The 24,069-nt window shown below is 67.2% G+C and carries 25 protein-coding genes; 14 read left to right on the top strand and 11 right to left on the bottom strand.

The annotated features are described in order from the left end of the window. Positions 1 to 113: 113 nt before the first annotated feature. The 3 genes from PL79_RS30535 to PL79_RS30525 form a co-directional block, all read right to left on the bottom strand. The gene (locus PL79_RS30535) at positions 114 to 320 is read right to left on the bottom strand and encodes a hypothetical protein (RefSeq protein ID WP_044843168.1); all 207 of its coding nucleotides are present in this window, start codon (positions 318 to 320) and stop codon (positions 114 to 116) included. A gap of 354 nt (positions 321 to 674) precedes the next feature. Beyond that, the gene (locus PL79_RS30530; protein WP_044843167.1) at positions 675 to 1,280 is read right to left on the bottom strand and encodes an alpha-ketoglutarate-dependent dioxygenase AlkB family protein; all 606 of its coding nucleotides are present in this window, start codon (positions 1,278 to 1,280) and stop codon (positions 675 to 677) included. Positions 1,281 to 1,375: 95 nt separating this feature from the next. Beyond that, positions 1,376 to 2,524: a metallophosphoesterase gene (locus PL79_RS30525; protein ID WP_044843166.1), complete on the bottom strand. Its 1,149-nt coding sequence runs from the start codon at positions 2,522 to 2,524 to the stop codon at positions 1,376 to 1,378. A 322-nt stretch (positions 2,525 to 2,846) separates the two neighbouring features. Here PL79_RS30525 and PL79_RS30520 point away from each other — a divergent pair, with 322 nt between their 5' ends. From PL79_RS30520 to PL79_RS30495, 5 genes are all read left to right on the top strand, one after another. After that, complete coding sequence (locus PL79_RS30520; RefSeq protein ID WP_044843165.1) at positions 2,847 to 3,140, top strand: hypothetical protein; 294 nt, start codon at positions 2,847 to 2,849, stop codon at positions 3,138 to 3,140. Continuing rightward, complete coding sequence (gene mdtN, locus PL79_RS30515) at positions 3,137 to 4,186, top strand: multidrug transporter subunit MdtN (RefSeq protein WP_044843164.1); 1,050 nt, start codon at positions 3,137 to 3,139, stop codon at positions 4,184 to 4,186. The genes PL79_RS30520 and mdtN overlap by 4 nt, the downstream gene beginning before the upstream one ends. Continuing rightward, a complete protein-coding gene (locus PL79_RS30510) occupies positions 4,167 to 6,266 on the top strand; it encodes an FUSC family protein (protein ID WP_044843163.1) in 2,100 nt (699 codons plus the stop codon). Before mdtN ends, PL79_RS30510 begins: the two co-directional genes overlap by 20 nt. Then, on the top strand, positions 6,253 to 7,812 hold the full coding sequence (locus PL79_RS30505) for a TolC family protein (RefSeq protein ID WP_044843162.1): 1,560 nt from the start codon (positions 6,253 to 6,255) through the stop codon (positions 7,810 to 7,812). The genes PL79_RS30510 and PL79_RS30505 overlap by 14 nt, the downstream gene beginning before the upstream one ends. Before the next feature lie 308 nt (positions 7,813 to 8,120). Beyond that, positions 8,121 to 8,828 carry an MgtC/SapB family protein gene (locus tag PL79_RS30495; RefSeq protein WP_044843160.1) on the top strand — a complete coding sequence of 236 codons (708 nt, stop codon included), beginning with the start codon at positions 8,121 to 8,123 and terminating at the stop codon, positions 8,826 to 8,828. 48 nt (positions 8,829 to 8,876) lie between these two features. On the opposite strand, the gene PL79_RS30490 is transcribed toward PL79_RS30495, so the two are convergent. Next, complete coding sequence (locus PL79_RS30490; RefSeq protein WP_044843159.1) at positions 8,877 to 9,596, bottom strand: autoinducer binding domain-containing protein; 720 nt, start codon at positions 9,594 to 9,596, stop codon at positions 8,877 to 8,879. A 73-nt stretch (positions 9,597 to 9,669) separates the two neighbouring features. Here PL79_RS30490 and PL79_RS30485 point away from each other — a divergent pair, with 73 nt between their 5' ends. The 4 genes from PL79_RS30485 (at position 9,670) to PL79_RS30470 (ending at position 12,523) form a co-directional block, all read left to right on the top strand. Then, a complete protein-coding gene (locus PL79_RS30485) occupies positions 9,670 to 10,113 on the top strand; it encodes a DUF4902 domain-containing protein (RefSeq protein WP_044843158.1) in 444 nt (147 codons plus the stop codon). A 209-nt stretch (positions 10,114 to 10,322) separates the two neighbouring features. Further along, the gene (locus PL79_RS30480) at positions 10,323 to 10,934 is read left to right on the top strand and encodes an acyl-homoserine-lactone synthase (protein WP_044843157.1); all 612 of its coding nucleotides are present in this window, start codon (positions 10,323 to 10,325) and stop codon (positions 10,932 to 10,934) included. A 52-nt stretch (positions 10,935 to 10,986) separates the two neighbouring features. Continuing rightward, the gene (locus tag PL79_RS30475; protein ID WP_044843156.1) at positions 10,987 to 11,748 is read left to right on the top strand and encodes a hypothetical protein; all 762 of its coding nucleotides are present in this window, start codon (positions 10,987 to 10,989) and stop codon (positions 11,746 to 11,748) included. Positions 11,749 to 12,097: 349 nt separating this feature from the next. Further along, positions 12,098 to 12,523 (top strand): VOC family protein, encoded by a 426-nt coding sequence (locus PL79_RS30470; RefSeq protein WP_044846714.1) that lies wholly within the window; start codon positions 12,098 to 12,100, stop codon positions 12,521 to 12,523. On the opposite strand, the gene PL79_RS30465 is transcribed toward PL79_RS30470, so the two are convergent. Together PL79_RS30465 and ribA are read right to left on the bottom strand one after the other, a co-directional pair. After that, positions 12,508 to 13,077, bottom strand: a complete 570-nt coding sequence (locus tag PL79_RS30465; RefSeq protein ID WP_044846713.1) for a GNAT family N-acetyltransferase — start codon at positions 13,075 to 13,077, stop codon at positions 12,508 to 12,510. The genes PL79_RS30470 and PL79_RS30465 overlap by 16 nt on opposite strands. 256 nt (positions 13,078 to 13,333) lie before the next feature. After that, the gene (gene ribA, locus PL79_RS30460; RefSeq protein ID WP_044846712.1) at positions 13,334 to 13,984 is read right to left on the bottom strand and encodes a GTP cyclohydrolase II; all 651 of its coding nucleotides are present in this window, start codon (positions 13,982 to 13,984) and stop codon (positions 13,334 to 13,336) included. Positions 13,985 to 14,161: 177 nt separating this feature from the next. Between ribA and PL79_RS30455 the strand changes: the two genes are divergently transcribed. Then, a complete protein-coding gene (locus tag PL79_RS30455; protein ID WP_044846711.1) occupies positions 14,162 to 14,623 on the top strand; it encodes a CBS domain-containing protein in 462 nt (153 codons plus the stop codon). Between the two features lie 153 nt (positions 14,624 to 14,776). On the opposite strand, the gene PL79_RS30450 is transcribed toward PL79_RS30455, so the two are convergent. Further along, positions 14,777 to 15,106: a DUF4148 domain-containing protein gene (locus PL79_RS30450; RefSeq protein ID WP_044846710.1), complete on the bottom strand. Its 330-nt coding sequence runs from the start codon at positions 15,104 to 15,106 to the stop codon at positions 14,777 to 14,779. A 514-nt stretch (positions 15,107 to 15,620) separates the two neighbouring features. On the opposite strand from PL79_RS30450, the gene PL79_RS30445 reads away from it, so the two are divergent. Then, a complete protein-coding gene (locus tag PL79_RS30445) occupies positions 15,621 to 16,019 on the top strand; it encodes a GreA/GreB family elongation factor (protein ID WP_044846709.1) in 399 nt (132 codons plus the stop codon). Positions 16,020 to 16,205: 186 nt separating this feature from the next. Here PL79_RS30445 and PL79_RS30440 read toward each other — a convergent pair whose 3' ends face one another. After that, entirely contained in the window at positions 16,206 to 17,312 is a 1,107-nt protein-coding gene (locus PL79_RS30440) for a porin (protein ID WP_044846708.1), read from the bottom strand. Positions 17,313 to 17,923: 611 nt separating this feature from the next. Here PL79_RS30440 and PL79_RS30430 point away from each other — a divergent pair. After that, complete coding sequence (locus tag PL79_RS30430; RefSeq protein ID WP_082088623.1) at positions 17,924 to 18,298, top strand: YXWGXW repeat-containing protein; 375 nt, start codon at positions 17,924 to 17,926, stop codon at positions 18,296 to 18,298. Positions 18,299 to 18,614: 316 nt separating this feature from the next. Here the strand turns inward: PL79_RS30430 and PL79_RS30425 are convergent, their stop codons facing one another. Further along, entirely contained in the window at positions 18,615 to 18,983 is a 369-nt protein-coding gene (locus PL79_RS30425; RefSeq protein ID WP_044846707.1) for a winged helix-turn-helix transcriptional regulator, read from the bottom strand. A 259-nt stretch (positions 18,984 to 19,242) separates the two neighbouring features. On the opposite strand from PL79_RS30425, the gene PL79_RS30420 reads away from it, so the two are divergent. Beyond that, the gene (locus PL79_RS30420) at positions 19,243 to 19,719 is read left to right on the top strand and encodes a nuclear transport factor 2 family protein (protein WP_044846706.1); all 477 of its coding nucleotides are present in this window, start codon (positions 19,243 to 19,245) and stop codon (positions 19,717 to 19,719) included. A gap of 264 nt (positions 19,720 to 19,983) precedes the next feature. Here PL79_RS30420 and PL79_RS30415 read toward each other — a convergent pair whose 3' ends face one another. Together PL79_RS30415 and PL79_RS30410 are read right to left on the bottom strand one after the other, a co-directional pair. Continuing rightward, positions 19,984 to 21,234: an MFS transporter gene (locus PL79_RS30415; RefSeq protein ID WP_044846705.1), complete on the bottom strand. Its 1,251-nt coding sequence runs from the start codon at positions 21,232 to 21,234 to the stop codon at positions 19,984 to 19,986. A 150-nt stretch (positions 21,235 to 21,384) separates the two neighbouring features. Then, positions 21,385 to 22,701 (bottom strand): MFS transporter, encoded by a 1,317-nt coding sequence (locus tag PL79_RS30410; RefSeq protein WP_044846704.1) that lies wholly within the window; start codon positions 22,699 to 22,701, stop codon positions 21,385 to 21,387. Between the two features lie 293 nt (positions 22,702 to 22,994). Between PL79_RS30410 and PL79_RS30405 the strand changes: the two genes are divergently transcribed. Further along, positions 22,995 to 23,912 carry a LysR family transcriptional regulator gene (locus PL79_RS30405; protein ID WP_044846703.1) on the top strand — a complete coding sequence of 306 codons (918 nt, stop codon included), beginning with the start codon at positions 22,995 to 22,997 and terminating at the stop codon, positions 23,910 to 23,912. Positions 23,913 to 24,069 lie beyond the last annotated feature (157 nt).

The raw sequence follows: 24,069 nt of genomic DNA, 5'->3' as shown, positions 1-24,069 counted from the left end.
GGTACCGGCCGGCACGATCACGGCCGATGTGCGACTAGAAAACGAAAGGGGGAAGAAACGCGAGGGAGCAAACGACCACACCGATCCGCGAGCGGGATCGGCGCGACGCGACGTCAGGCCGTCACGGCAGCGTCGTACTCGGCACGGGCGAGCTGGCCAGCGGCGTATGCGTCGGCTTCACCGCGAAAGCCGTCCGTGCTGAATGCGACGACTTTCACACCGACACCCGACGCCCGCTTCACCGTCAGCGCCCATTGCCATCCGCCGTCTTGTTCGAAGACGTGCAGCGAGGGTTCGAGGGATGAGTCCAGTACGGTCACGGGTTATGCTCCTGCACTGCGCATCACGTCGGCGACGCGTCAGGCATGTCGAAAAAATGCGCCGGCGTCCGGCGCGTTTCAGCCATTCGACAGTCTAGTCAATGAATGTTGCGACGCACCATCAGGGCTTACACCTGCCTATCAGAACCGGGCGGTCAATCAAAACCACCTGAAACCCTTATGGGACGGGCCTCGCAGGCCGGTTCAAGCCGCCCCGGACACCTGAGTGCGGCAACGTGCCGCATCGACGGCGGCTAGCTTCGCCCGGATGAAAAACGGGGTGCGACCGGCACGCGTGCGCCGGACCATCACCTACGTCGGCCCCTGGCGTCCGCCGGTCGGCATCTCCGGCCGCTACCGGCCGCTTCCCGCCGACACCACCCGCCGGAACGTCAGGTTGACGCGCTCACCCTGCACGGCCGGCGCCTTCGGCACGCGGTGCTGCCATTCGGCCTGCGTGCGGCCGCGCATCACGAGCAGGCTGCCGTGTGTCAGCCGGTACGCGTGCACGACGCCGGTCGCACGATGACGCAGGTCGAACACGCGCATCGCGCCGAGGCTCACCGATGCGATAACCGGCGCGTCGCCGAGCTCCGGCTCGTTGTCGGCATGCCAGCCGAGACTGTCCTGCCCGTTGCGATACCGATTGAGCAGCACACTGTTGAATCGCGCGCCGCAGGTCGCCTCGACCGCGCGCTTCAGGTCAAGCACGGCCGGCGTCCACGGCGCGGGCACGTTGCGGATCCCCGAATACACGTAGACGGCGTCGGGCTCGCCCTGCCACGCGGTGAGCCGCGGCAGCGGAATGCGACCGCGCGGCGTGCGGATCGTGTCCTGCCGCCACGCGACCTCATCGATCAGCGCGGCCAGCACGCGATCGGCGTCGGCCGGCGCGAGCCAGTCCGGGTACCAGTCCACGTCGGGCACGGGCGAATCGGCGAAAAGATCGGGCGTCGACATGTCGCGATCAGGCAGCAAATGAACGGTGCGGGGAAACCACGTCTGCATGGTAGCCAACGGCGACGCGCGCCGCCATGCGCTGTCATTCCGGCGCGCTAGAGGCCGCGGGTCAACCGGATCAGCGTGATCTCGGACGGCACGCCGAAGCGGTTCGGCGGCCCCCAGTAGCCGGTGCCGCGGCTGGTATAGAGCCACATCGTGCCGAACCGGTTCAGCCCGCCGATCACCGGCTGCTGCAGGCGCACGAACGGCGGCCACGGCAGGAACTGCCCGCCGTGCGTATGGCCGGACAGTTGCACGGTGAAACCGGCGCGGCTCGCCGCTTCCGCGCTGCGCGGCTGGTGCGCGAGCAGGATCTTCGTGGCGACGTCGTGCGGCGCGCCCGCCAGCGCCTGCTCGGGATCGCTGCGATGCGCGGGATCGAACCCGCCCGCCGTGAAATCGGTGACGCCGGCGAGCACCGCGCGCGCACCGTCGTGTTCGATCAGCACGTGTTCGTTGAGCAGCACCGTCAACCCGATCCGCCGGAACTCGTCGATCCATGCGTGCGCGCCGGCGTAGTACTCGTGGTTGCCCGTCACGAGGAAGCTGCCGTGCCGCGACTGCATGCGGCCGAGCGGCGCCGTGTGCTCGCGCAGCCGCTTGACCGAGCCGTCGACCACGTCGCCCGTCACGACGACGAGATCGGCCTCGAGCGCATTGACCGCGCGCACGATCCGCTCGATATAGGGCCGCTTGATCGTCGGCCCGACGTGAATGTCCGACAGTTGCACGATCGTCAGCCCGTCGAGCGCGGCCGGCAGCCCGTCGACGGGAATCGACACGCGCTTGACCGCCGCCGTGCGGCGCGCGCCGACGAATCCGAGCGCGCTGACCAGCACCGCGCCCGCCAGCACGCCGAGCGCCGTGTCGGATGCCGCGCCGCTCCAGGCGCCGTCGTGCCCCAGATGCCGCCAGACGACGACGCCGAGCAGCACCAGCTCGCGCAGGAATGTCAGCACCAGCAGCGACGAGAAGAAACCCATCGCGATCGAACCCAGCCAGCCGGCCAGCGTCGCGGCCCAGCCTTCGTCGAAGCGGCGCGAGAACATGCCGACCGGGATCAGCACGACGAAGCTCGCCAGCACGAGCGCCGCGATCGTGCGCGCGAGCGGCGACGTGAAGGCGTCGGGAATGATCCGCAGCCCGACATACAAATGGAACACCACGCCGATTGCGATGAACCGGACAAAGAAACTTCGCATGGAATACTCGTCCTCGTTGCGATACCGCTTCCGCGCCGCGCGTCGGACGGGACCGTGACGCCAGGTCTCGTCATGCCCCGCGCCACGCGCCGCGCCCTTCGCACGATGGTACACAGATACCGGCCGGCACGACCGGTCACGGGTGCGGTGAGTGCGGCGGCCCGCCGGGCAGCCCGCCGCATGCCGCCGATGCACGCCGCATCGCTGGCGGTCTACATCGCGCTGATTTATTATCGGCTCCGTATCGCGGAATCGTCGTCGCGGCGACGAACCGCCTTGCGCCGCGCCCGGCATCCACCCCCAACGTCGAGCTCGTCACACCATGAGAAAAACAACGCCGCGCGCGCCCCTGCGCGTCGCCGCCGTCCTCGCGCCCGCCCTGCCGCTCGCGGGCTGCGCGTCGCGCGGCGCACCGTCGTACGTCCTGTTCGGCGCGTATTTCCCGCTCTGGCTCGTCAGCGCGATCGTCGGCATCATCGGCGCGATCGTCGCGCACCGCGTGTTCGTCGCGACCGGCTGGGCCGCCACGGTGCCCTACCAGCTCGCCGTCTGCACCGCGATCGGGCTCGTGGTCGCCGTGATCGTGTGGCTCACCGGCACGGGGCCGTTCGCATGAAGGCCGCCGGCACCGCCCGTCCGTCCACGAAAGGCCGCGTGATCGCGCTGGCGATCGTCGCGCTCGGCATCGCCGCGCTCGCATACGCGTACCACCGCACGACGGCCTACCCGTCCACCGACGACGCGTCGATCGACGCGGACGTCGTGCACGTCGCGTCGCCCGTCGGCGGCCGCATCGTGCAGCTTGCCGTGCACGAGAACCAGCGCGTTGCAAAAGGCGACCTGCTGTATCAGATCGATCCCGTGCCGTACCGGCTGACGGTCGCGCAGGCGCAGGCCGATCTCGAACTCGCGCGCGCGTCGCTCGACACGCGCCGCCGGTCGCTGATCGGCGAGCGCTCGAACGCAGCCGTCGCCGCCGAGCAGGTCAAGCGCGCGTCGCAGAATCACGATCTCGCGACGCGCGACGTGAACCGGCTCGCACCGCTCGCGGCGCAGGGCTACGTCAGCGCGCAGCAGTTCGACCAGGCGAAGGTCCGGCAGCGCGACGCGGCCGTGTCGCTCGCGCAGGCGCAGGAACAGCAGCGATCGTCCGCGCAGACGATCGGCGACGACGCCGACGCGATCGCCACGCTCCATGCACGCGAAGCCGCACTCGCCCGCGCGCAGCACGCGCTCGACGACACGGTGGTGCGCGCGCCGCACGACGGGCTCGTGACGGGCCTGACCGTGCTTGCCGGCGAAACCCTCGCGCCGAACCAGTCGATCTTCACGCTGATCGATGCGAGCGAATGGTTCGCCGTCGGCAATTTCCGCGAAACGTCGTTGAACCGCATCGCGGTCGGCGACTGCGCGACCGTCTATTCGATGATCGACCGCAGCCGGCCGCTGACGGGCAAGGTCGTCGGGATCGGCGCGGGCATCTCGGACAGCGACCGCATCAACCTGCCGCGCGCGCTGCCGATCGTGCAGCGCTCGGTGAACTGGGTACATGTCGCGCAGCGCTTCCCGGTGCGTGTGAAGCTCGACGAACCCGACGGCAAGCTCGTACGCGTCGGCGCGAGCGCGATCGTCGAGGTCCGGCATGGCTCAGCCTGCCGCTGAAGTCCGCTCGCCCGGCCCGCGCGAAGTCCTGCGACTGCTCGCGCCGTTTCCGGGGCGCGCCGCGATGGCCGCGCGGGTCGCACTGATCTGCGCGCTCGTCGTGCTCGTGACGAGCGGCTACGGTACGCCGGAAGCCGCGATCTCCGCATACGTCGTGTTCTTCCTGAACCGCGCCGACCGCGTGACGAGCGTCGTGCTCGCGGTCGCGATGCTGCTGCTCATCACGCTCGTGATCGCGCTCGTGATCGGCGTCGCGATCTTCAGCATCGACTATTCGGTGCTGCGCGTCGCGTGCATGGCCGTGCTGTCGGCCGGGTTGCTGTACCTCACGTCGGCGAGCAAGCTGCGCCCGGTCGGCGCGATCCTCGCGATGATCGTCGGCTTCGGGCTCGACCAGCTCGGCCTCGCGCCGGTCGGCGAAGCCGCGACGCGTGCGCTGCTCTACGCATGGCTGATGGTCGCGATTCCGGTCGGCGTCGCGATCGTCGTCAACCTGCTGATCGCGCCTTCGCCGCGCAAGCTCGCGCTCGCGCAGCTCGCGAAACGACTGCGGATCGCCGCGCAGCGGCTGCGCGGCGACGAGGACGCGCGTGCGGCCTTCGACACGAGCCTGCGCGAAGGCGACAAGCAGCTGCTCACGTGGCTCAAGCTGTCGACGCTCGAAGGGTCGACGCCCGCCGCCGACGCACCCGCGATACGGCAAGCCATCGCGTCGAGCACCGCGCTGCTCGTCGCGGTCTCGCTCGCCGACCGCGAGCCGGACGCGCGACTGCCCGCCGCGTTCGCGGAACCGGCTGCGGCGACACTCGACGAGATGGCCGGCATCCTCGAGCAAGGCGGCTATCCGGTCGACGTGACGCTGGCGCTGCCGCCGGCCGATACGCTGCCGCCGCTCGCGCGCGTCGTCGCAGCCGATCTGCACACGGCCATCACGCAGTTCGCCGAGCCGGCCATACCTGCTGAATCGACTGCAGCGACTGCACCGGCCGCATCTGCCGCACCGACGGCGACTCCGCCCGACGCATCGGCTGCAACCGCCAACGCACCCGCCGCGCCGCGCGGCGGCTTCTTCCTGCCGGACGCGCGCACCAACCCCGACCACATCCGCTACGCGCTGAAGACGACCGTCGCGGCGATGTTCTGCTACCTGCTGTACTCGCAGCTCGACTGGTCGGGCATCCATACCTGCTTCATCACCTGCTACATGGTGTCGCTCGGCTCGACGGCCGAAACGGTCGAGAAGCTCACGCTGCGGATCGCCGGCTGCATCGTCGGCGCGCTGATCGGCACCGCGGCGCTCGTGTTCGTCGTGCCGGCGCTGTCGTCGATCGGCGAGCTGATGGCGCTCGTGTTCGTCGGCGCGTGGCTGTCCGCGTGGGTCGCTTTCGGTTCGCCGCGCATTGCGTACGCGGGCTTCCAGGTCGCGTTCGCGTTCTTCCTGTGCGTGATCCAGGGCGCGAGCCCCGGCTTCGACCTGACGCTCGCGCGCGATCGCACGATCGGCATCCTGCTCGGCAACGTCGTCGTGTATCTCGTGTTCACGCGCATCTGGCCCGTCAGCATCGGCAAGCAGATCGACGTCGCGTTCGCGGCGCTGCTCGATCAATGGCGCCGTATCGCGCAGGTCGTGCAGCCGGCCGAACGCCGCACGCTCGCCGCCGAAGCGTTCGCGCGCCACGGCGCGATCGCGCAGGAGCTGAGCCTGATCCATTACGAACCATCGTGGGTGCGGCCGGCCGCCACGTGGCTCGCCACCCGGCGACGCGCGCTCGCGGAGCTCGGCGCACTCGAAGGCCCGCTGTTCCTGCTCGCCGAGCGCACGCCGGGCGATGCGGCGATCGGCGCGCACCTCGCGCGCGTGGTCGAACTGCGCGACGACGCCCCGACTGCCGACGCCGCTTCGGCGCCGCCGTCGTCGACGGCAGGCGCGGCAGCCGTGCCGGCCCCGCCGCTGGCCGCCACTTCCACCGACCCTGCACGCGACGCGCTGCTGAACCTGATCGACACGCGGCTCGCGCACATCGCCGACGCCGCGCGCCCAGACACCCCGAAGGAGCCTGCCCCTCATGCGCGTCCCTGAACCGCCGGCCGCATCGATCGCCGCCGCCGCGCTCGCGACCGCCATCGCGCTGACCGGTTGCGCCACGTCGTCGGTCGATCTCGCGCCGGAGGCCCCCGACCGCCCGTGGCAGCCGCAAACGTCGGCCGCCGGCGACATCGTGCCGGCGCCACCGCTTGCATCTGCGCAACGTGCGCCGCACGACTACACGCTGCCGGCCTCGCCCGCGCTCGCATCGGTGTCGCCGCCGGCCGCGCTCGATGCCGCGCATCCATACACGCTGCCCGAGCTGATCGATCTCGCCGAATCGACGAACCCGCTGACCCGCATCGCGTGGAACGACGCGCGCAACGCGGCGCTCGCGGTCGGCATCGCGAAGGCCGCGTACCTGCCGAACCTGTCCGCGACCGCGATGGGCGCGTACCAGGCGAGTCACGGCTCGACGTCGACGATCCTCGGTGACTCGTCGAGCAACACGACCGTGCACGGCACGATCTCGGCGCTGTCGCTGCAATGGCTGCTGTTCGATTTCGGCGGCCGCGCCGCACGCGTCGAGGCGGCCGAACAGGCGTCGGTCGCGTCGAACGTCGCGTTCACGGCCGTGCATCAGCAGGTGATCCACGACGTGACCGTCGCGTATTACCGTTACGAAGCCGCCCGCTCGCGCGCGGTCAGCGCGCAGCAGGGCCTGGCGAACGCGGACGCGATTCTCGCGGCGTCGCGCGCACGGCTCAGGCAAGGCGTCGGCACCGTCGTCGAACTCGCGCAGGCGACGCAGAATCGCGCACAGGCGAACCTCGCGCTGGTCCAGGCGAACGGCACGGAAAGCGACAGCTACCTCGCGCTGGTTTCCGCGCTCGGCATCTCGCCGCTGTCGAAACCGTCGATCGCCGCGCTGCCCAGGCGAGCGCTGCCGCCCGCGCTCGCGTCGTCGGTCGACGCGATCGTATCGGACGCGATCGCGCGCCGCCCCGACCTGCAGGGCGCCTATGCGCTCGAGCAGGCCAACCGCGCGAAGATCAAGGCCGCTCAAGCCGCTTTCATGCCGAAGATCTTCCTGTCGGCGTCGACGTCCTACGCCAGCGGCGGCACGGCGATCACCGCGCTGCCCGCCATCGGCGACCAGGCCCCGACCGTGAACCTGAACGGCAGCCACTACGGCGGCGGCGTGTTCCTCGGCGTGACGATTCCGCTGTACGACGGCGGCCTGCGCTCGGCGGTGCTGATGCAGGCGCGCAACGATGCGCAGAGCGCATCCGCGCGCCTCACGCGGACCAAGGAGGAGGCCGTCCGCCAGGTCGTCGCCGCGCAGAACGCGGTGCAGACGAGCCTCGCGTCGCACGACGCGGCGAAGGCGCTCGTCGATGCCGCGCAGACGAGCTACGACGCGGCGCTGACCGCGTACCGCAACGGCGTCGGCTCGGTCACCGATGCGACGATCGCGCAAAGCCAGCTGCTCGCGGCCCGCAACGCGGAGGTCGATAGCTACGCCGGCGCGCTGTCGGCCGCCGCCGCGCTCGCGCTCGCGACGGGGACGATCGGCGCGTCGCAGTCACCGTCGCAGTGACCACCGGCCGGCCGCCAGGCGGGTTGACGCCTGCGCGCGCGGCCCACTAGAATGCCGCCCATTCTTCCTTCAGGAACCATCGTGGACAGTTGCAGCACTCCGTTGCGTGCGCCGCTTGCCGCCTGAACGCCTGTCCGCCGCAGTTCTCCTGCCGCGGCTCGCGTTCCGCGAGCCCGCACGCCATCCGTTTCACATTGAATGACGCATCCGCGCGGTACAGTACCGCGCGATGACGGCCATCGTGCCGCGTTCGGCTTCGCGCCGCCGCGCCGCGGGCCGGCATGCGCACTTGGCACGGCAGGACCATCATGACTCTCGATTTCGCACTCCGTCTTTTCACTGCGTTCGCCTGCGGCGTCGCGATCGGCCTTGAACGCCAGATGCGGCAACGCACGGCGGGGCTGCGCACGATCACGCTCGTCGCGAGCGGCGCCTGCCTGTTCGTCACGCTCGGCGTGCTGACCGGCAACGGCGTGGCCGGCGTCACGCAGATCGCCGCTTACGTCGTGTCGGGCGTCGGCTTTCTCGGCGGCGGCGTGATCATGCGCGACAAGGGCTCGATCCAGGGCATCAACACGGCCGCGACGCTGTGGTGCTCGGCCGCCGTCGGCGTGCTGGCCGGCTCCGGCCACTACGTGCCGGCCCTGGCCGGCACGGGCGTCGTGCTGCTCACCAACACGGTGCTGCGCGGCGTCAGCCAGGCGATCAACGCGACACCCGTGTCGAATGCCGACCTCGTGCGCGAATACCAGATCACCGTGATCTGCCTCGCCGCCGACGAAGTACACATCCGCACGCTGCTGTCGAACGCGATGTATGCGAAACCGCTGTCGTTCCAGAGCCTGACGAGCGAGGACGTGCCCGAGCAGCCGGACCGATTGAAGGTGACCGCGACGCTGAAGCTGCATCCGAAGGATCAGCAGAAGCTCGAGCAGATCGCGAGCCGGATGAGCATGGAGAAGAGCATTTCCAGCGTGAGCTGGACCGCGAAGGAAGCGGAGCCGATGATGGAGTGAGCGCAAAGGCGGCCGGCTCGGCACGACCGCCCCGCCGCCGGTGCCGCGTCAGGGCGTATCGATGAGCCCGGCCGAGATCGCCTTGACCACCGCCTGGACCTTGTTGGTCGCGGCGAGCTTCTCGAGGATGTTGTTCACGTGGAAGTTGACCGTGCGCTCCGAGATGCTGAGGATCTGGCCGATCTCGCACGCGGTCTTCCCTTCGGCCGTCCAGCACAGCACCTCGCGCTCGCGCGCGGTCAGCGTGACGCTCGCCTCGGGCGACAGCTTCGGCACCATGAAGCGGCTCATCAGCGAATGCGACAGGTTCGCGAGCCAGTTGGTCTGCAGCGTCAGCATGTTGATCTCGGCCGGCGTGAGCCGGTCCGCATGACGCGCGATGCTCAGCAGCCCGAACGCGCCGCGCGCCGCCCAGCTCGACTGCGCGACGCCCACCGACAGCCCGTGGTCGCGCGCGTCCCGCCAAAGCGGACACGGATCGATCCGGTCGACGTCCGGCCAGACGATCATGTTGGTGCTGAGCACGCCGTCACGCACCGTCGAGTCGATCTCGATGTAGTTCTGCGCCTGGTAGTGGGCCATCCAGCCGTCCGGATAGGTATCGAAGATCGCGACGGCCGGCTTCGACACGGGCAACGGCACGCGAATGCCGTAACAGCAATATTCGAAGCCGAGGCGTTTAGAATAAGCGGCGATCCGCTGGAAGAGCTGCTGCTCGTCTTCCGCGGCGCTGAATTGTTGGTAGGCATCCTGCCAGCGCAGTTCCATTCATTCTCCGACAACGTTACGCTGTCATACCTGTCAGGTGCCAGCGCCGGTTCGGGGCTGATACATTCCGCGCATGACTTCACCTTTGTTGCACCCGGTCCGCGGCCCGTCTCCGGACGGCTACGTGCGCCTGTCCGAAAGCGCGCTGGCCGCGCTCGCGCTCGACCATGTCGCGAGCGGCCTCGATGCATCGCTGCTCGCGGAGCTGCGCGACAGCGCCGTCGACGCGCGCCTGGCCGGCTACACCGAATGGCACCGCCCGGCCAGTGCCGGCCTCGCGTACCTGACGGTCGGCTGGGACTGGTATCTCGAGCGCGCGACGGGCACGTTCGCGATCGCGGGCGGCGACGTCCGCAGCAACATCATGGCCGTCGACGCCACCGGCGCCGACCTCGGCATGTTCCGCACCGCCGCCGTGCTCGCCGCGCGGCTCGCACACATCGACTGGCCGGCCGCGGTTGCGTCGGCATTGCTCGGTCGCAACGACGTCTATCATGCCGGTCCCGTGCTCCAGTGACAACCGGCCGCGCTTTCATCTGACATTTCCGCAAGACTGGCGCTCTTTATAAGCAAAAGCCGCCGGTATTTCAATCCCGCCGATCAAGAAACCGTTACCACCGGTCGAATGGTGTCGGCGCACCCTCACCCTGTAAGAGTTACCAGTTACCGCCTCCTCGGAACGCGCGATGTAATGCGGGCATACCAAAGTACCGATCCGAGGACACCATGCGGACCTTCGTTCACGATGAAGGGCGGTTACCACACGAACTTGCAGCGGATCTCGGGCGCTATCGGCGCCATGTGTTCGTCGAACAGCTCGGTTGGGCGCTCCCGTCGGCGAACGAATGTTTCGAGCGCGACCAGTTCGATCGCGACGATACCGTCTACGTGTTCGCGAGAAACGCCGGCGGCGAAGTGTGCGGATGTGCGCGCCTGTTGCCGACCACCCGCCCGTATCTGCTGAAGTCGTTGTTCGCCGACCTGATCGCCGAGGACGTCGCACTGCCGCAATCGGCTGCCGTCTGGGAGCTGTCGCGGTTCGCGGCGACCGGCGACGACGAAGGCGGTCCCGGCAATGCCGAGTGGGCCGTCCGCCCGATGCTCGCCGCGGTCGTCGAATGCGCGGCGCAACGGGGCGCGCGGCAGCTGATCGGCGTGACGTTCGCGAGCATGGAGCGGCTGTTCCGCCGGATCGGCGTGCACGCGCACCGGGCAGGTCCCCCGAAACAGGTGGACGGTCGTCTGGTTGTCGCGTGCTGGATCGACATCGATCCGCAAACGTTTGCCGCACTGGGAATCGAGCCGGGACGGGCTGCCCGGCAAGCCATCGCCGCCTGAGCCGGAACGCGCGTAGTCCGGCCGGGCGGAATCGTAACAAAGGAGAACCACCGTGGACCAGTCTCAGGTCTTTCGCGCGATGATGCCCGGGTTGACGGGTGCCGGCGGCGCCCGCATCGCAGTCGCCTACCCGTCGTTTGCGCGGCCGCTGCCGCTCGTGCGGCTCGATCGCCGCGGGCTCGTGTTCCGGGCCGCCGGCGCCGCGCCGCTCGTGTGCGGGCTGCCGCGCACGGCGACGCTGCTGGTAGCGGACGAGCCGCTCTGCTCGCTGCGCCTCGTGATCCGCGACGTCGCCGCTGTCGGCGACGGCCGGCGCGACCTGACGATGCAGCCGTCCGGTGCCGCCGGCGACGAACTGCTGTGGCACGCACTGCGCGACCGCAAACCGTACCGGCAGACCGGGCAGCCGCTTGCGCCCGTCGATGCGGCCATCGCGCCAAACGGCGAGCCGCAGGCCGCGGGCGGCGGCGCGCAGCGTCCGTCGCGTAGTGCGGCGTTCCGTCTGCGCTGCCATAGCGACGCGCTGTTCTTTGCCGACTGGCTCGAATATCACTTCGACGAGCTGCGCGCGCTGTCGCAGCGACACGGGCCGCAACTGCAGCTCAATCAGCTGCAACGGCAAGTCGCCGACGACGAGGTGGGCGTGCGCTTCGTCTACGACATCGACGGACACGCGACACGGCATGCGCTGACCGACTGCGCGCGCGAGGCCTGCGCGTGGATCGAGACGGAAATGCGCAACAAGTACGCGGTGCCGGTTGCGCAGGAGCGGTTCGGCGCGTTTGCCGCGCACGCGCGGGCAGGCGCAATGTAGGACCGGCGGCGGCTCCGCGGATACGCGACGGTGCGGCGGCTGTTCGGCACGACACGGTGGAACGCCCGCGACAGCTGGATGGCGTGCAGCACCAGCCTGGTCAGACAGCTCAAGGCGCGCTGCGTTGCACAATTACAACTAGGGCTTGCCATCCCTCGGGTTTTCCCTTAAAGTTACATCCGTCTCCTCCATGTCTCCAAACATGGATTCAGCCCGCTCCAGTAGCGGGCTTTTTCTTGCCTGCGATAATTTATCGGGGACACATCCCCCCCCCCCCCCGCGAGCAGCGCCCCCGCGCCTGCCCGTCGGCTTATCATCGACGAATCGCTCACCCAGAGCCGACGTCGTCATGCGCGCCCACCTGCGCATCGCCCGCCCCGTCGCCGACCTCGCCAGAACCGAGCACATGTACCGCGACGCATTCGAGCTAGCAGTGCTCGCGCGCTTCGACGATCACGACGGTTTCTCCGGCGTGATGCCCGGACGCGAAGAACTCGACTACCACTTTGAATTCACGCACGGTCCGGCGCATCCGGTTGCCCCGTCGCCGACACCCGAAGACCTGATCGTCTTCTATCTTCCCGACCGCCCGGCATGGGAAGCCGCGTGCGCACGCGCAGTCGCGCACGGCTTCATGCGGGCGACATCGTTCAATCCATATTGGGATGCGTGCGGACAGACGTTCGAGGACGCCGACGGCTACCGGATCGTGCTGCAGAACGCGAGGTGGCGTGAGCGGGCAAGCGTGCCCGGGGCACGTTACGCGCTGACGTAATCATCCGGACGAACGGGAGTTGCGTGCGCGACAAACACCACATGCGGCCGCAGCGCATGCCCCGGCGGCAACGCAGGATGCTCGAAATCGCGCATCGGTTGCCGCACCATCCCGAGTTGCCGTGCAACACGCTGCGATCGCTGGTTGGCAGCAGCCGTCCATGCAAAGATCTCGCCGAGCCCCACCCGGCCGAACCCGTCGACCAATACCGCAGCGGCCGCTTCCGCGACATGGCCATGCCCCCACGATGTGCGGGCCTGGCGCCACATGATCTCGACGCACGGCGCCATCGGATGCTCGTCACGAACTTCACGCGACAACCCGCAGAGCCCGATCAGCGCGCCATCCGCACGGCGCTCGATCGCCCACACACCGAAACCGTGCGCGTCGAAATGCGCTTCGAAGCGTGCGATGACGGCCTCCGCCTCATCGAAGGACATCGGGCCACGCGCCAGCCACGCGGTCACATCGGGATCCGCGTGCATCGCAACGAGCGCACCGGCATCGCCCGGTCGCCAGCGACGCAACGTCAAACGTTCGGTTTCTATCTTCAATGGCGGATCAACCGTGATCGGGATGTGCAGAAGGTATGGGGTGCATCGGGCCGCGCACACCGTTCTCGTAACGCGGGAGCGAGCTCGAAGGCGAAGCGGAGGGATGAAGCAATCGCGCTCGTCAGCTGCGCCGGCAACCAGCGGCGACAGTCGCGAGAACCGGCGACGGGAATCGAATGCGGCGGGACGCATCGTCCCGCCCGGCGTTCACGGAATGAGCGCGACGCCCGATCGGGCGCCCACGCGTCGAACGCGATTACTCGTTTTCTTCGAAGTAATGCCCGAACTTGACCTGCTTGGTCCGGATGTAACGCTCGTTTTCCTCGCGCACGGGCACGGCGAGCGCCACGCGTTCACACACGGGAATGCCGTGCTTCACGAGCGTGTCGAACTTCTTCGGGTTGTTGCTCATCAGGCGCACCGACGTCACGCCGAGGATCCGCAGGATCGCGGCGGCCGAATCGTATTCGCGAGCGTCGTCGGGCAGGCCGAGGTCGAGATTCGCCTCGACGGTGTCGCGCCCCTGCTCCTGCAGCGCATATGCGCGGATCTTGTTGCTCAGGCCGATGCCGCGCCCCTCGTGGCCGCGCAGATACAGCAGCACACCGCGATCTTCCGCCGCGATGTAGCGCAGCGCGAGATCGAGCTGCTCGCCGCAATCGCAGCGGAAGGAGCCGAACACGTCGCCGGTCAGGCATTCGGAATGCAGCCGCGTGAGCACGGACTGCTCGCCGGTGACGTCGCCCATCACGAGCGCGAGATGTTCGGCATCGCTGCCCGATACGCGGAAAGCGTACGACGTGAACGTACCGTAGCGCGTGGGCAGCGACGCGGTGGCGACGAGCGTCACGCACTCGTCTGCCTGGCCATTGCCCTGCGTGGGCGATTGAGGACGCGAAGACATCATGAATTCAATCGAAACGATCTGGAATGTAGGAGTTGTGTGGATAGTGCGTGACCGGAGTTTACCGCTAATCTGGAAACGTCACGCGACTGCCGCAGCAGGCCCGGCTATACTGGGCCCGTCGGGTGCCGCGCATCACGCCCTGCCTTCCCTGCATCGTCCCGCACACGGAGAAAGCAAATGAGCACGACTGTCGCGCAAATTCTCAAAGCCAAGCCGGATTCCGGCCGCACGATCTACACCGTCAAGAAAGCCGATTTCGTCTATGACGCCATCAAGCTGATGGCGGAAAAGGGAATCGGCGCATTGCTGGTCATGGACGGCGACGACATCGCGGGCATCGTCACCGAGCGCGACTACGCGCGCAAGGTCGTGCTGCAGGACCGTTCGTCGAAAGCCACCCGCGTCGAGGAAATCATGACGGCCAAGGTGCGCTACGTCGAACCGTCGCAATCCACCGACGAGTGCATGGCACTGATGACCGAGCACCGGATGCGCCACCTGCCCGTCATCCAGGACGGCAAGCTGATCGGCCTGATCTCGATCGGCGACCTCGTGAAGAGCGTGATTGCCGACCAGCAATTCACGATCAGCCAACTGGAACACTATATCCACGGCACCCCGACGGTCACGTCCGCCTGATCCGTCCCAGCGAAAAAGGCCCAAACGCGCGAGCGTCTGGGCGGAAAAGCCGCCGGAATGCGGCGACGGAGGTTCTGCTCTGCTGACGCAGACGCGCGCAAGCGGCGCGCGTCCCGTCGGTCACATGCTGTGCTCGGGCAGACCCGGGAATGTTCAGTTGCCAAAGTAGACGGAGTTCACGGGATTCGCGGCTTCATGCGTCATGCGGCGGCCCGACTGGCCTGCGCCCGTCGCCACCGCACCATAACCGCTCGTATCGGCTTGGGCGAGCATCGGCTGGTTCGGCTGGATCCGTTGTTCCGCGGCCTGGATGTTGTCCGGATATTGCGAATCGCTCGCGAGCGGCTTGTAGCCGTTCTGTTCGAGTTGCACGAGTTCGGCCCGAACCTGGTCGCGAGTCAAGCCCTGCTCGGACTGTGCGAACGATGCGATCGGGGCGGCAAGAACGGATGCAGCGATCGCTGCGTAGATGATCGACTTCATGATGGACCTCCGAAATATGTTCTCTTTTGACGTCGCTCCCGGCGGGACTGTCTGAAGCGATGGATCAAGTGTAGTGCTGGCGATACCAAGGGGAAACCCTTGGTTTGAACATACAGCGTTGCATTTTCGGAAAAAATCGACCGCTGTCACCGTGTGCGATCGCTATTACTTAAATCATTTTCACAACAATGCCTGACGAAAGGCCGACAGCCAAATCACCGATCGGGAAGGTTGTGTTGTAGAATCGTAAGGTTTTATTCACCTCTCGATACCCCATTCACCATGCACGCGCCCACGCTCGCTTCGGTTTCGCCGCCCGGCCTGGTCGGCGTGCGCGTGCGCGCCGGCCAGCCGGCGCATCCCCTCGCTCGACGCACGGCCCAGGCGCCGCTCGCGCCTGCCCGGCGCCTGATCTGACGGCTCGGTCTCCTTCCCGGAGCCAGGTCAGACAGGCTCCGGGCGATCCCCATAGGCACGCCCCGCCTGCCCCATGCCGATCATTTGGAGAACTGCCATGAAACAACGCCTTTACCAGTTGACCGAACTCGACGTTGCTCGCCTCGAGAAGCACGCCGAACACAACCCGCGCTTCCAGACGATGCTCGACACGCTGCTCGAGCGCGCAGACATCGTGCAACCGGACGCCATCAAGGCAAACGTCGTCACGATGAATTCGCAGATCACGCTGCTCGACGAAGCGACCCAGGAGCAGGCCACCTGGACGATTGTTTATCCGGACGCCGCCAATCTCGAGCTCGGCCGCCTGAACGTGTTCTCGCCGGTCGGCATGGCGCTGCTCGGCACGCAACGCGGTCAGCTGGTGAAAGTGCTGCAGCCGAGCGGCGCCGAAAGGCTGATGAAGGTCGCCGCGATCGTGTTCCAGCCGGAAGCCAACGGCGAATACACGCGCTGATGCTGCCGGCCGGCAGCGCACACGTCGGCACACCAAGCAAAAAGCGAGGCTCAGCGCTTCGCTTTTTTTGCGGCCGGACGATACGCAGCGTCATCGCAGCCCGCATCGCCGATGCGGCGGGCGAAAAAAAAGGCGCCCGAAGGCGCCTTTTTCGATACTGCGAAGCTGGTTACCCAGCCGTCACGCTTAGAAGCGGTGACGCAGACCAACCGTTGCTGCGGTTTGGTTGATCGACGAGCTCGGCAGCGTGTTGACGTCGCCGTTGTAGATCGATGCGCCAACGCCGTTCTTCGCAGCGCGCTGGTACACAGCTTGTGCGTAGACGTCGGTGCGCTTCGACAGCGAGTAGTCAGCTTGCAGGCCGAACTGGTTCCAGTGCGTGCTTTCGCCAGCAACCTTCGCGTTCGTGTACGTGTACGCTGCGCCCAGGCCCAGAGCCGGCGTCAGGTTGTACTTCGCGTTGACTTCGTAGTTGTCAGCGTGGAACGTAGCCGCGCCGTTAGCTTGGTTGTCGACACGCGATTGCGTCCATGCTGCGCCAACTTGCGCCGGGCCGAATGCGTATGCAGCAGCCGCGCCGTACGTGCGCAGGCGGCCTTGGCCGTTGAACAGAGCCGACGACGAGTCAACTGCGCCCGTGCCGTTGTTGTTCGGGTTGTTCGCTTGCGAGTAAGCTGCACCCAGCTTCAGGCCTTGGTACTGGTACGACACGCCGCCGCTGTAAGCACGGTTGTTGCCGAAGTTCGTGCTGTTCGAGAACGAGTACGTGCCGCCGAATTGCAGGCCAGCGTAGTTCGCGCTTGCGAACTTGATCGTGTTGTTAGCCGAGTAGCCGCCGTTCGTGCTCAGGTTGTCGTTGTTGAACGGGTGAGCGAAGTACGTACCGCCCCACGAGCCCGTTGCGGTCAGCGGTGCCAGGTAGTCCTGGACGGAGTCGTACTGCTTACCCAGCGTAACCGTGCCGTACTGGCTCGACAGGCCGACGAAAGCCTGGCGGTTGAACATGCCGTTGTTGTTCGCGAACTTGCCGTTGCCGATGTTGAAGCCGCTTTCCAACGTGAAGATTGCCTTCAGGCCGCCACCGAGGTCTTCCGAACCACGCAGGCCGAAGCGGCTCTGGTCAATGCCCGAACCCATCGACCACAGCGACTTGCCTTGGCCGGCTGCGTTCTGGACGTTGCTTTGGTAGGTGATGCCTGCGTCCAGCACGCCGTACAGCGTGACGCTGCTTTGCGCGTGAGCGACGGTAGCGAACGATGCTGCAGCTGCTGCAACGATCAGAGTCTTGTTCATTCGTGGAGCTCCCTTCTAAAAAGAGGCAGGTCTCGCGACCTTGTTCATAAACGGTCTGCAACCGCCCGGGAGCGCCATCGGTCCTTCTGGCCGCGCCCGGATAGTTGCCCGTTTGGGAACCGTGAGTTTAGGGGTGTACCCTAGGGGCGCGATCTGCAAATAAAGAAATAAGCTTTTCCAGAACTAGAAATAATGAAAGTGGGGACGCGTTATAAGTATTTGTTTTAACGTCTTTTTTTGACCTATTGACGGATGTTTTTTGGAGGCTTTCATCCCACCATTCTTTCGTGTCATCGTCTTGACGGTTGCATAGAAACAACAAACGGAATCGATGGAACCACACGAAAACGGTAATTTTTACCCAAAACAATCTCAAATGTTGGGTCTGGCCGCCTAAAACGCAGCGACTGAACGGTAAACATTCGGCCGCGCGGCCGTAGCCGCCCCCATTGGCCGTCGGCGCCAACTGCAACGGGGAGATCGACGGCGGCGCCCCGGCAGCCGCCGGGTCGTCGTGACATGCGGTAACAGCCTTAACGACCCGCGTAACCCGGCTCCGGGACCGGCGGGCTAATGTAAGGCGGCTTCGACTACATATATAGAGGACCCGCATGGATCGACGCTCGTTGCTGCGCGCCGTCGGACTGACCGCCGCCTTTGCCGCCACCGGCGGCTGGCTGCGTACCGTCTCCGCCCAGCCCGCCCCGCCCGGGTACCGGCCGCCCGGACCGCCTCCGGGCCCCGGCAGGCCGCCTTATTCAGATCGCCCGGGCTTCGCACCGCCTGCACCGCGGCATGATCGCCGGCCGCCGCCTCCACGGCCGCACGGCTATGTCTGGACCGACGGCTACTGGCGCTGGCAGCGCGGCCACTATATATGGGTGCACGGACGCTGGGTCGCCCGCCGCCCCGGGCGCAGATGGGTACCTGGATACTGGCGGCGCCAGGGTCAAGTGTGGGTCTACGTCGACGGCGCCTGGCGTTAAGTCTTCCGCGGCGGCCGTGGCTCGGCGCGAAGCCGCCGCTTCCGCGCCCTTGCCGATCGACACGCCGCCCTGTCCTGCCTACGAGCTGACCGAACGGGCGGATGCCGATCGCGCTCGCCCGGGTCACGACGGTCGTCGGCACCCCTCAAACGCCGATCGCCACGCGTGCGTTGCGCCCTTCGCGACAGCGCATGCGAAAGCAACGCCCCCGAAACGTTCGGATAACGAAATCACTTGCCGCTGCCGCAACGCACGCATCCCGTCGCCGGCCGTCACGCGACCGCACGACGCACTCCGCTCAACGCCCGCTGCTTTCCTACTCGCGCGCGCGGCGACGGGCCGCGCAAATCGCACGATGATGTTCGTCTGCCCAGCGGATCAGCGCGTGCATCGGCGTCAGGAACGAACGCCCGAGGTCCGTCAGCGCATATTCGACGCGCGGCGGCACCTCGGCATACAGCGTGCGGCTGACGAAGCCGTCCTGCTCGAGCCGCTTGAGCGTGCGCGACAGCATCTGCTTCGACACGTCGCCGATCGCACGGGCGAGTTCGTTGAAACGCATCGTGCCGCCGGACAGCGCCTCGAGCACGAGCAGGCTCCACTGGTCGCCGATGCGGTCGAGCACATCGCGGATCGGGCACGGCTGATCGAATTCGACGGATTCGTCGGCGGACGGAAACGACATGACGGGATTCTCTTTCACGGGCAATGCACGGTCACCGCGGTGTGACCTGTTCACACCGCGGTGACTTCTTGTGACGGGTTCGCGGCAACTGTACCATTCGATCGACTCGATGGCCCAGCGGACTTGCCAGTTCTACGAAGCATGCGCACGCGCACCACCGGCACCCCGTCGCCGCCGATGACGACGATCGGCGTCATCCGCAGTCGCACACCACGCACCGCGCGTCCGTCCACGCATCTCCAGACAAGGAACCTGCCGCATGTCATCGCTCCGCTCGCCCGTTCGTACCGTTGCCGCGTTCGTCCTGCTCGCCGCATCGACCGCCGCGCCGGCCGCCGACCCGGCCGCGCGCGACCTGGCCGCCGAGGAAGCCAACCGCCAGCTCGTGCTGACGTTCTACGACCGCTTCTTCAACAAGCACGAAGCGCTCGAGGCTGCCGCCGTCGTCGCCGACGACTACAAGCAGCACAACCCGCACGTGCCCGACGGCAAGAAGCCGTTCGTGTCGTACTTCGTCGGCGCGTTCCAGAAGAACCCCGAATCACGCGCACAAATCGTCCGCAGCGCGACCGACGGCGACCTCGTCTATCTGCACGTGCATGCGACCGAGCGCCCGGGCGATCGCGGCGAAGCGGTGGTCGACATCTTCCGCGTGAAGGATGGCAAGATCGTCGAGCACTGGGACGTGATCCAGCCGGTGCCCGAAAAAGCCGCGAACGGGAACACGATGTTCTGACCGGGTGGGCCGCGCGCCGATGCGCGGCCGACCGCTTCGCACCTTGAACGCGGCCAGCGCACCGGCCGCGCATGCGTCGTGCGACATCGAGCGCGAGCACCTGCCCGGTCGTCAACACGTCGCCGCACGCGGCCCCGCGCCAGATTGCCGCCGCGGGCTGACCCGCCGTGACCGCGAGGCACTGGTGTCGGGCCGCGCGCTCACGCGCGACAGCGACCCGCGGGGCAACGTCCGACAGGATCGGGCCAACCTGCGCGCAACCGTCTACGACAGCGCGGTCGCGCGCCCGCCGGCCTGCTTGCGCCCATAGCTCACCATCATCACGAAGCTGAGCAGGAAGCCCGCGCCGCCGATCTGCAGCAGCCCGATCTCGCCGAATACCGGCAACAGGTTCGTCAGCGCGCCCGTCACGACCCATGCGACGGCCATCACCGAGCCCGCGACGCCGAGCGCCCAGCCCTGCCGGTCCTCGCTAACCGCATCGGAAAACGCCGTATACATGGTCGTGTAGGCGACCATGTCGAAACAGCCGACCACCATCGCGAGCACCCACAGCACCGGCTCGTGCGGGAACAGTGCCGACGCGATCTGGCCGAGGCCCGCGACGAGCAGGCCCGTCTTCGCGATGTCGACCACACGCCACACGCGCAGCATCAGCCGCACGACGAACAGCAGGCCGAACACGAAGCAGATGCCGATCACGCCGCTGAACAGCCCGAGCCGCGCGCTCGTATAGCCGAACTTCGCCTGCAGCAGCAGCATGATGGTCTGCAGGTAGAGTCCGTAGCCGACCTGCATCAGGAAGAACACCACCGACAGGAACGCGACGTTGCGCTGACGTGCGGCTTCCCCGATGATCCGCAGCGGCAGCAGCGGATCGATGCGCGTGTCGCCGCGCGGCGCGGCCGTGTCGCGATACGACGCCCAGGTCCAGAACGCGCACACGAGCGACAGCGCGGCGACGAGCACGAACGGCGTGCCGTAGTCGAACAGCGGCGAGATCGTCCGGTCGGACGTGACGCCGCCGAGCACGGGGCCGACGATCACGCCGGCGCTGAACGCGAGCGACATGATGCTCATGTTGTACGCCTTGTTCCCGGGCGTGCTCAGGTCGGTGATGGCCGCCTGCGCGATGCCCTGGCAGCCGGCCATCAAACCGGTGAGCCCGCGCCCGGCCAGCAGCAGCGCGACGCTCCCGTGCCACGCGCCGGCGGCCATCAGCGCGTAGCCGGCCGCAAGGCCGAGCACGCACAGCAGCAGGATCCGGCGGCGGCCGTAACGGTCCGACAACTCGCCCATCAGCGACGAGCCGAAGAACATGCAGAGCGGATAGATCCCGTAGCCGACACCGAGGTAGAAGTTGCGCGCGTGTTCGCCGGCGTCGGCCGGCAGGATGCCCGCGTGCGGATCGCTGAAGATCGCGGACATCATCGGGTAGACGAGCCCGAACCCCATCGCGTCGATCGCGATGGCGAGCAGGCAGGGGCCGAGCAGCGTGTAGTCGAGCCGGGACATGGCGACCTTCCGGACAGAGTGGATGATCGCGCAAGCGTAACGAGCGGGCGGCGGCCCCGGTAGGCCGCTGTCCGCGATGCTAACCATCGGCGGCGCCGATACGTCGCATGCCGCCCGGGCCGATGGCTGCTCGACCCGAACGGCGAACGACTATTTGGCGCTCAGCGGCTCGCCCGAGAACTGCCGGCGCGCGAGCACGCACGGCGCGCCGTCGTGCATGAACACGCTTGCGGCCAGCCCGAACGACGCGGCGAACAGCACGTACCACGCGGGCGCGACGGGCGACCCGCTCGCACGCGTCAGCCATGTGACGATGAACGGTGCGAAACCGCCGAACACCATCACGGCAACGTTGTACGCGAGCGCGACGCCGGTCGATCTCGATCGCGTCGCGAACTGCTCGGCGAGCGTGGTCGGCGCGGGACCGTAGCAGATGCCGATGATCGTGCAGATCACGAGTTGCATCACGAGCAGGCGCCCGACGCCCGGCGCGGCGGCCAGCCACGAGAACAGCGGATACGTGAGCGTCAGCAGCGACAGCGTGCCGGCGATCAGCACGGGCCGCCGGCCGATGCGGTCGGACACGATCGCCGCGACCGGAATCGTCACCGTCAGCAGCGCGACCGCCACCATCTGCACCTTGAAGACCTGGTCGAGGGGCAGCCCGAAGGTCTTGTGCACGAACGTCGGCATGTTGACGAGCATCACGTAGAACACCGCCGTGCCGGTGATCGTCTGCCCCATCGACACCAGCACGCCGCGCAGGTTGTCGCGCAGCACGCGCGACACGCTCGCCGGCGGCTCGACCGTCGACTTGCTCGCATCAAGGAACGCTTCGGTCTCCTCCATGTGACGGCGGATCCACAAGCCAACCGGCCCGATCAGCAGCCCGAGCGCGAACGGCACGCGCCAGCCCCAGCTGTGCAGCGCCGCATCCGACAGCGACTGCGTGGCCCACGCGCCCATCGCCGCGCCCGAGAACACGGCGAGGCACTGGCCGATCAGTTGCCACGAGCCGTACAGGCCGCGCCGGTGCGCGGGCGCGCTCTCGACCAGGAACGCGGTGGCGCTCGCGTACTCGCCGCCGGTCGCGAAGCCCTGCAGCAGCCGCGCGACGACGATCAGGATCGGCGCCGCCGGGCCGATCGTCGCGTACGACGGCGCGAACGTGATCAGCGCGATCGACAGCGTCATCAGGAAGATGATGAGCTGCATCGCGGCCTTGCGACCCTTGCGGTCCGCATAGAGCCCGAGCAGGATGCCGCCCACCGGACGCATGAAGAAGCCGACGCCGAACGTCGCGAGCGACATCAGCAGCGACGCATACTGGCTTTCGGCGGGAAAGAACAGCCGCGCGATGATGCCGGAAAAGAATCCGTAGACGATGAAGTCGTACCACTCGAGGGTATTGCCGACGACGGCGGCAACGAATTGCCGATGCCGCGTGTTCCGACGTAGGTCGCGCATGCTTGTCTCCTGCAGTCTCGTGGGGCCGTGCCGGCCGCCGCCCGGGCGGGCGATCGCGAACCGCTGCGCGCGACGGGACACGCAAGATCGTCCCGCGCCCGAGCGCAACCGGCATGAACCGATCATAGGGACGCCGAAAACCCGCATCAATTAACGGGAGCGGTCGATACTTAGCCGCAGATTAAACGTCGTCATCGCGTACCGCCGCGATGCGGATATTCCGGACATTCGCGCATTGTTGCTGCTGGTGTTCTGCGGCAGAATCGTCGATCGCCCTTCCCGCCGCCCCGACCATGCGCAATCGCATCAACGAAGAGATCACCTTCCGCAAGCTCGAGGTGCTTCTCGCCTTCATGGAAGCCGGCAGCCTCGCGAAAGCCGCCGAGGCGCTCAACGTCAGCACGGTCAGCGTGCATCGTGCGCTGCACACGCTCGAGGAAGGGATGCATTGCGCGCTGTTTCGCCACGAAGGACGGAACCTGATTCCGACCGACGCCGCGCAGGTGCTCGCTGAGGTCGCGGGCGACGTGCTGAAGACGATGACGGACGGCATACGCTCGACGCGCGAAGCGGCCGGCTACGGCGCCGGGCAGTTGAAAATCGGCTCGCTCTATTCGCTGACGATCCGTACGGTGCCCGAGGTCGTGATCGCGCTGAAGGAGCGTCGGCCCGAGCTGCAGGCCGAGCTCGTGCTCGGCTCGAACGCCGACCTGCTTGACAAGCTTCGGCAAGGCGCGATCGATGCGACGCTGATGGCGCTGCCCGAACCGGACGCCGAAATCGAATCGATCGCGCTGTTCGAGGACGAAATGTTCTTCGCCGCACCAATCGATTCGCCGTACGCGCAATGCAATGCGGTCGATCTCGCCGCCTGCCGCGACGTGCCGTTCGTGTCGCTCGGCGAAGGTTTCGCGACGCAAGACGGTTTCACGAAAGCGTTCCGGGCCGCGGGCGTCACGGCGAACGTCGTGATGCGCGTGGGCGACATCTTTTCGCTGATCAACCTCGTGTCGGGCGGTGTCGGCCATTCGCTGCTGCCGGGCCGCGTGCGCGACCTCTTCTCGCACAAGATCGCGCTAGTGCCGCTCGCCGGACCGACGATCCGCCAGACGATCGGCCTGAGCTTCCTGCATCGGCGCGAACGTGATCCGAACCTGCTTGCGCTCGCAACGGTGTGCCGACTGACGGTCAAGAGGCCGAACGCGGGGTAATGCGCGAATCCGGCTTACGCGCTTCGTCAGCTTCGGCTCCTCCCTGCTTTCCTGCTTTCCTGCTTCCTCGCCTTCCTCGCTCGTCCCGTCCTATACGCAAATCCGTCGTCAGCGATGCAGCGCCCAGCGCCGTCCGGATAGCCTGCAGCTAGTCCGT

Source organism: Burkholderia sp. USMB20 (assembly GCF_000949135.2).
Lineage (GTDB): Bacteria > Pseudomonadota > Gammaproteobacteria > Burkholderiales > Burkholderiaceae > Burkholderia.
The sequence above is the reverse complement of the archived record's forward strand: the minus strand, read 5'-3'. Positions and strand labels throughout refer to the sequence as shown.

Excerpts from the sequence above, each read along its gene's own strand:
- PL79_RS30530 (WP_044843167.1), bottom strand. The coding sequence starts at position 1,280 with ATGTCGACGCCCGATCTTTTCGCCGATTCGCCCGTGCCCGACGTGGAC.
- PL79_RS30525 (WP_044843166.1), bottom strand. The coding sequence starts at position 2,524 with ATGCGAAGTTTCTTTGTCCGGTTCATCGCAATCGGCGTGGTGTTCCAT.
- PL79_RS30520 (WP_044843165.1), top strand. The coding sequence starts at position 2,847 with ATGAGAAAAACAACGCCGCGCGCGCCCCTGCGCGTCGCCGCCGTCCTC.
- mdtN (WP_044843164.1), top strand. The coding sequence starts at position 3,137 with ATGAAGGCCGCCGGCACCGCCCGTCCGTCCACGAAAGGCCGCGTGATC.
- PL79_RS30510 (WP_044843163.1), top strand. The coding sequence starts at position 4,167 with ATGGCTCAGCCTGCCGCTGAAGTCCGCTCGCCCGGCCCGCGCGAAGTC.
- PL79_RS30505 (WP_044843162.1), top strand. The coding sequence starts at position 6,253 with ATGCGCGTCCCTGAACCGCCGGCCGCATCGATCGCCGCCGCCGCGCTC.
- PL79_RS30495 (WP_044843160.1), top strand. The coding sequence starts at position 8,121 with ATGACTCTCGATTTCGCACTCCGTCTTTTCACTGCGTTCGCCTGCGGC.
- PL79_RS30490 (WP_044843159.1), bottom strand. The coding sequence starts at position 9,596 with ATGGAACTGCGCTGGCAGGATGCCTACCAACAATTCAGCGCCGCGGAA.
- PL79_RS30485 (WP_044843158.1), top strand. The coding sequence starts at position 9,670 with ATGACTTCACCTTTGTTGCACCCGGTCCGCGGCCCGTCTCCGGACGGC.
- PL79_RS30480 (WP_044843157.1), top strand. The coding sequence starts at position 10,323 with ATGCGGACCTTCGTTCACGATGAAGGGCGGTTACCACACGAACTTGCA.
- PL79_RS30470 (WP_044846714.1), top strand. The coding sequence starts at position 12,098 with ATGCGCGCCCACCTGCGCATCGCCCGCCCCGTCGCCGACCTCGCCAGA.
- ribA (WP_044846712.1), bottom strand. The coding sequence starts at position 13,984 with ATGATGTCTTCGCGTCCTCAATCGCCCACGCAGGGCAATGGCCAGGCA.
- PL79_RS30455 (WP_044846711.1), top strand. The coding sequence starts at position 14,162 with ATGAGCACGACTGTCGCGCAAATTCTCAAAGCCAAGCCGGATTCCGGC.
- PL79_RS30450 (WP_044846710.1), bottom strand. The coding sequence starts at position 15,106 with ATGAAGTCGATCATCTACGCAGCGATCGCTGCATCCGTTCTTGCCGCC.
- PL79_RS30445 (WP_044846709.1), top strand. The coding sequence starts at position 15,621 with ATGAAACAACGCCTTTACCAGTTGACCGAACTCGACGTTGCTCGCCTC.
- PL79_RS30440 (WP_044846708.1), bottom strand. The coding sequence starts at position 17,312 with ATGAACAAGACTCTGATCGTTGCAGCAGCTGCAGCATCGTTCGCTACC.
- PL79_RS30430 (WP_082088623.1), top strand. The coding sequence starts at position 17,924 with ATGGATCGACGCTCGTTGCTGCGCGCCGTCGGACTGACCGCCGCCTTT.
- PL79_RS30425 (WP_044846707.1), bottom strand. The coding sequence starts at position 18,983 with ATGTCGTTTCCGTCCGCCGACGAATCCGTCGAATTCGATCAGCCGTGC.
- PL79_RS30420 (WP_044846706.1), top strand. The coding sequence starts at position 19,243 with ATGTCATCGCTCCGCTCGCCCGTTCGTACCGTTGCCGCGTTCGTCCTG.
- PL79_RS30415 (WP_044846705.1), bottom strand. The coding sequence starts at position 21,234 with ATGTCCCGGCTCGACTACACGCTGCTCGGCCCCTGCCTGCTCGCCATC.
- PL79_RS30410 (WP_044846704.1), bottom strand. The coding sequence starts at position 22,701 with ATGCGCGACCTACGTCGGAACACGCGGCATCGGCAATTCGTTGCCGCC.
- PL79_RS30405 (WP_044846703.1), top strand. The coding sequence starts at position 22,995 with ATGCGCAATCGCATCAACGAAGAGATCACCTTCCGCAAGCTCGAGGTG.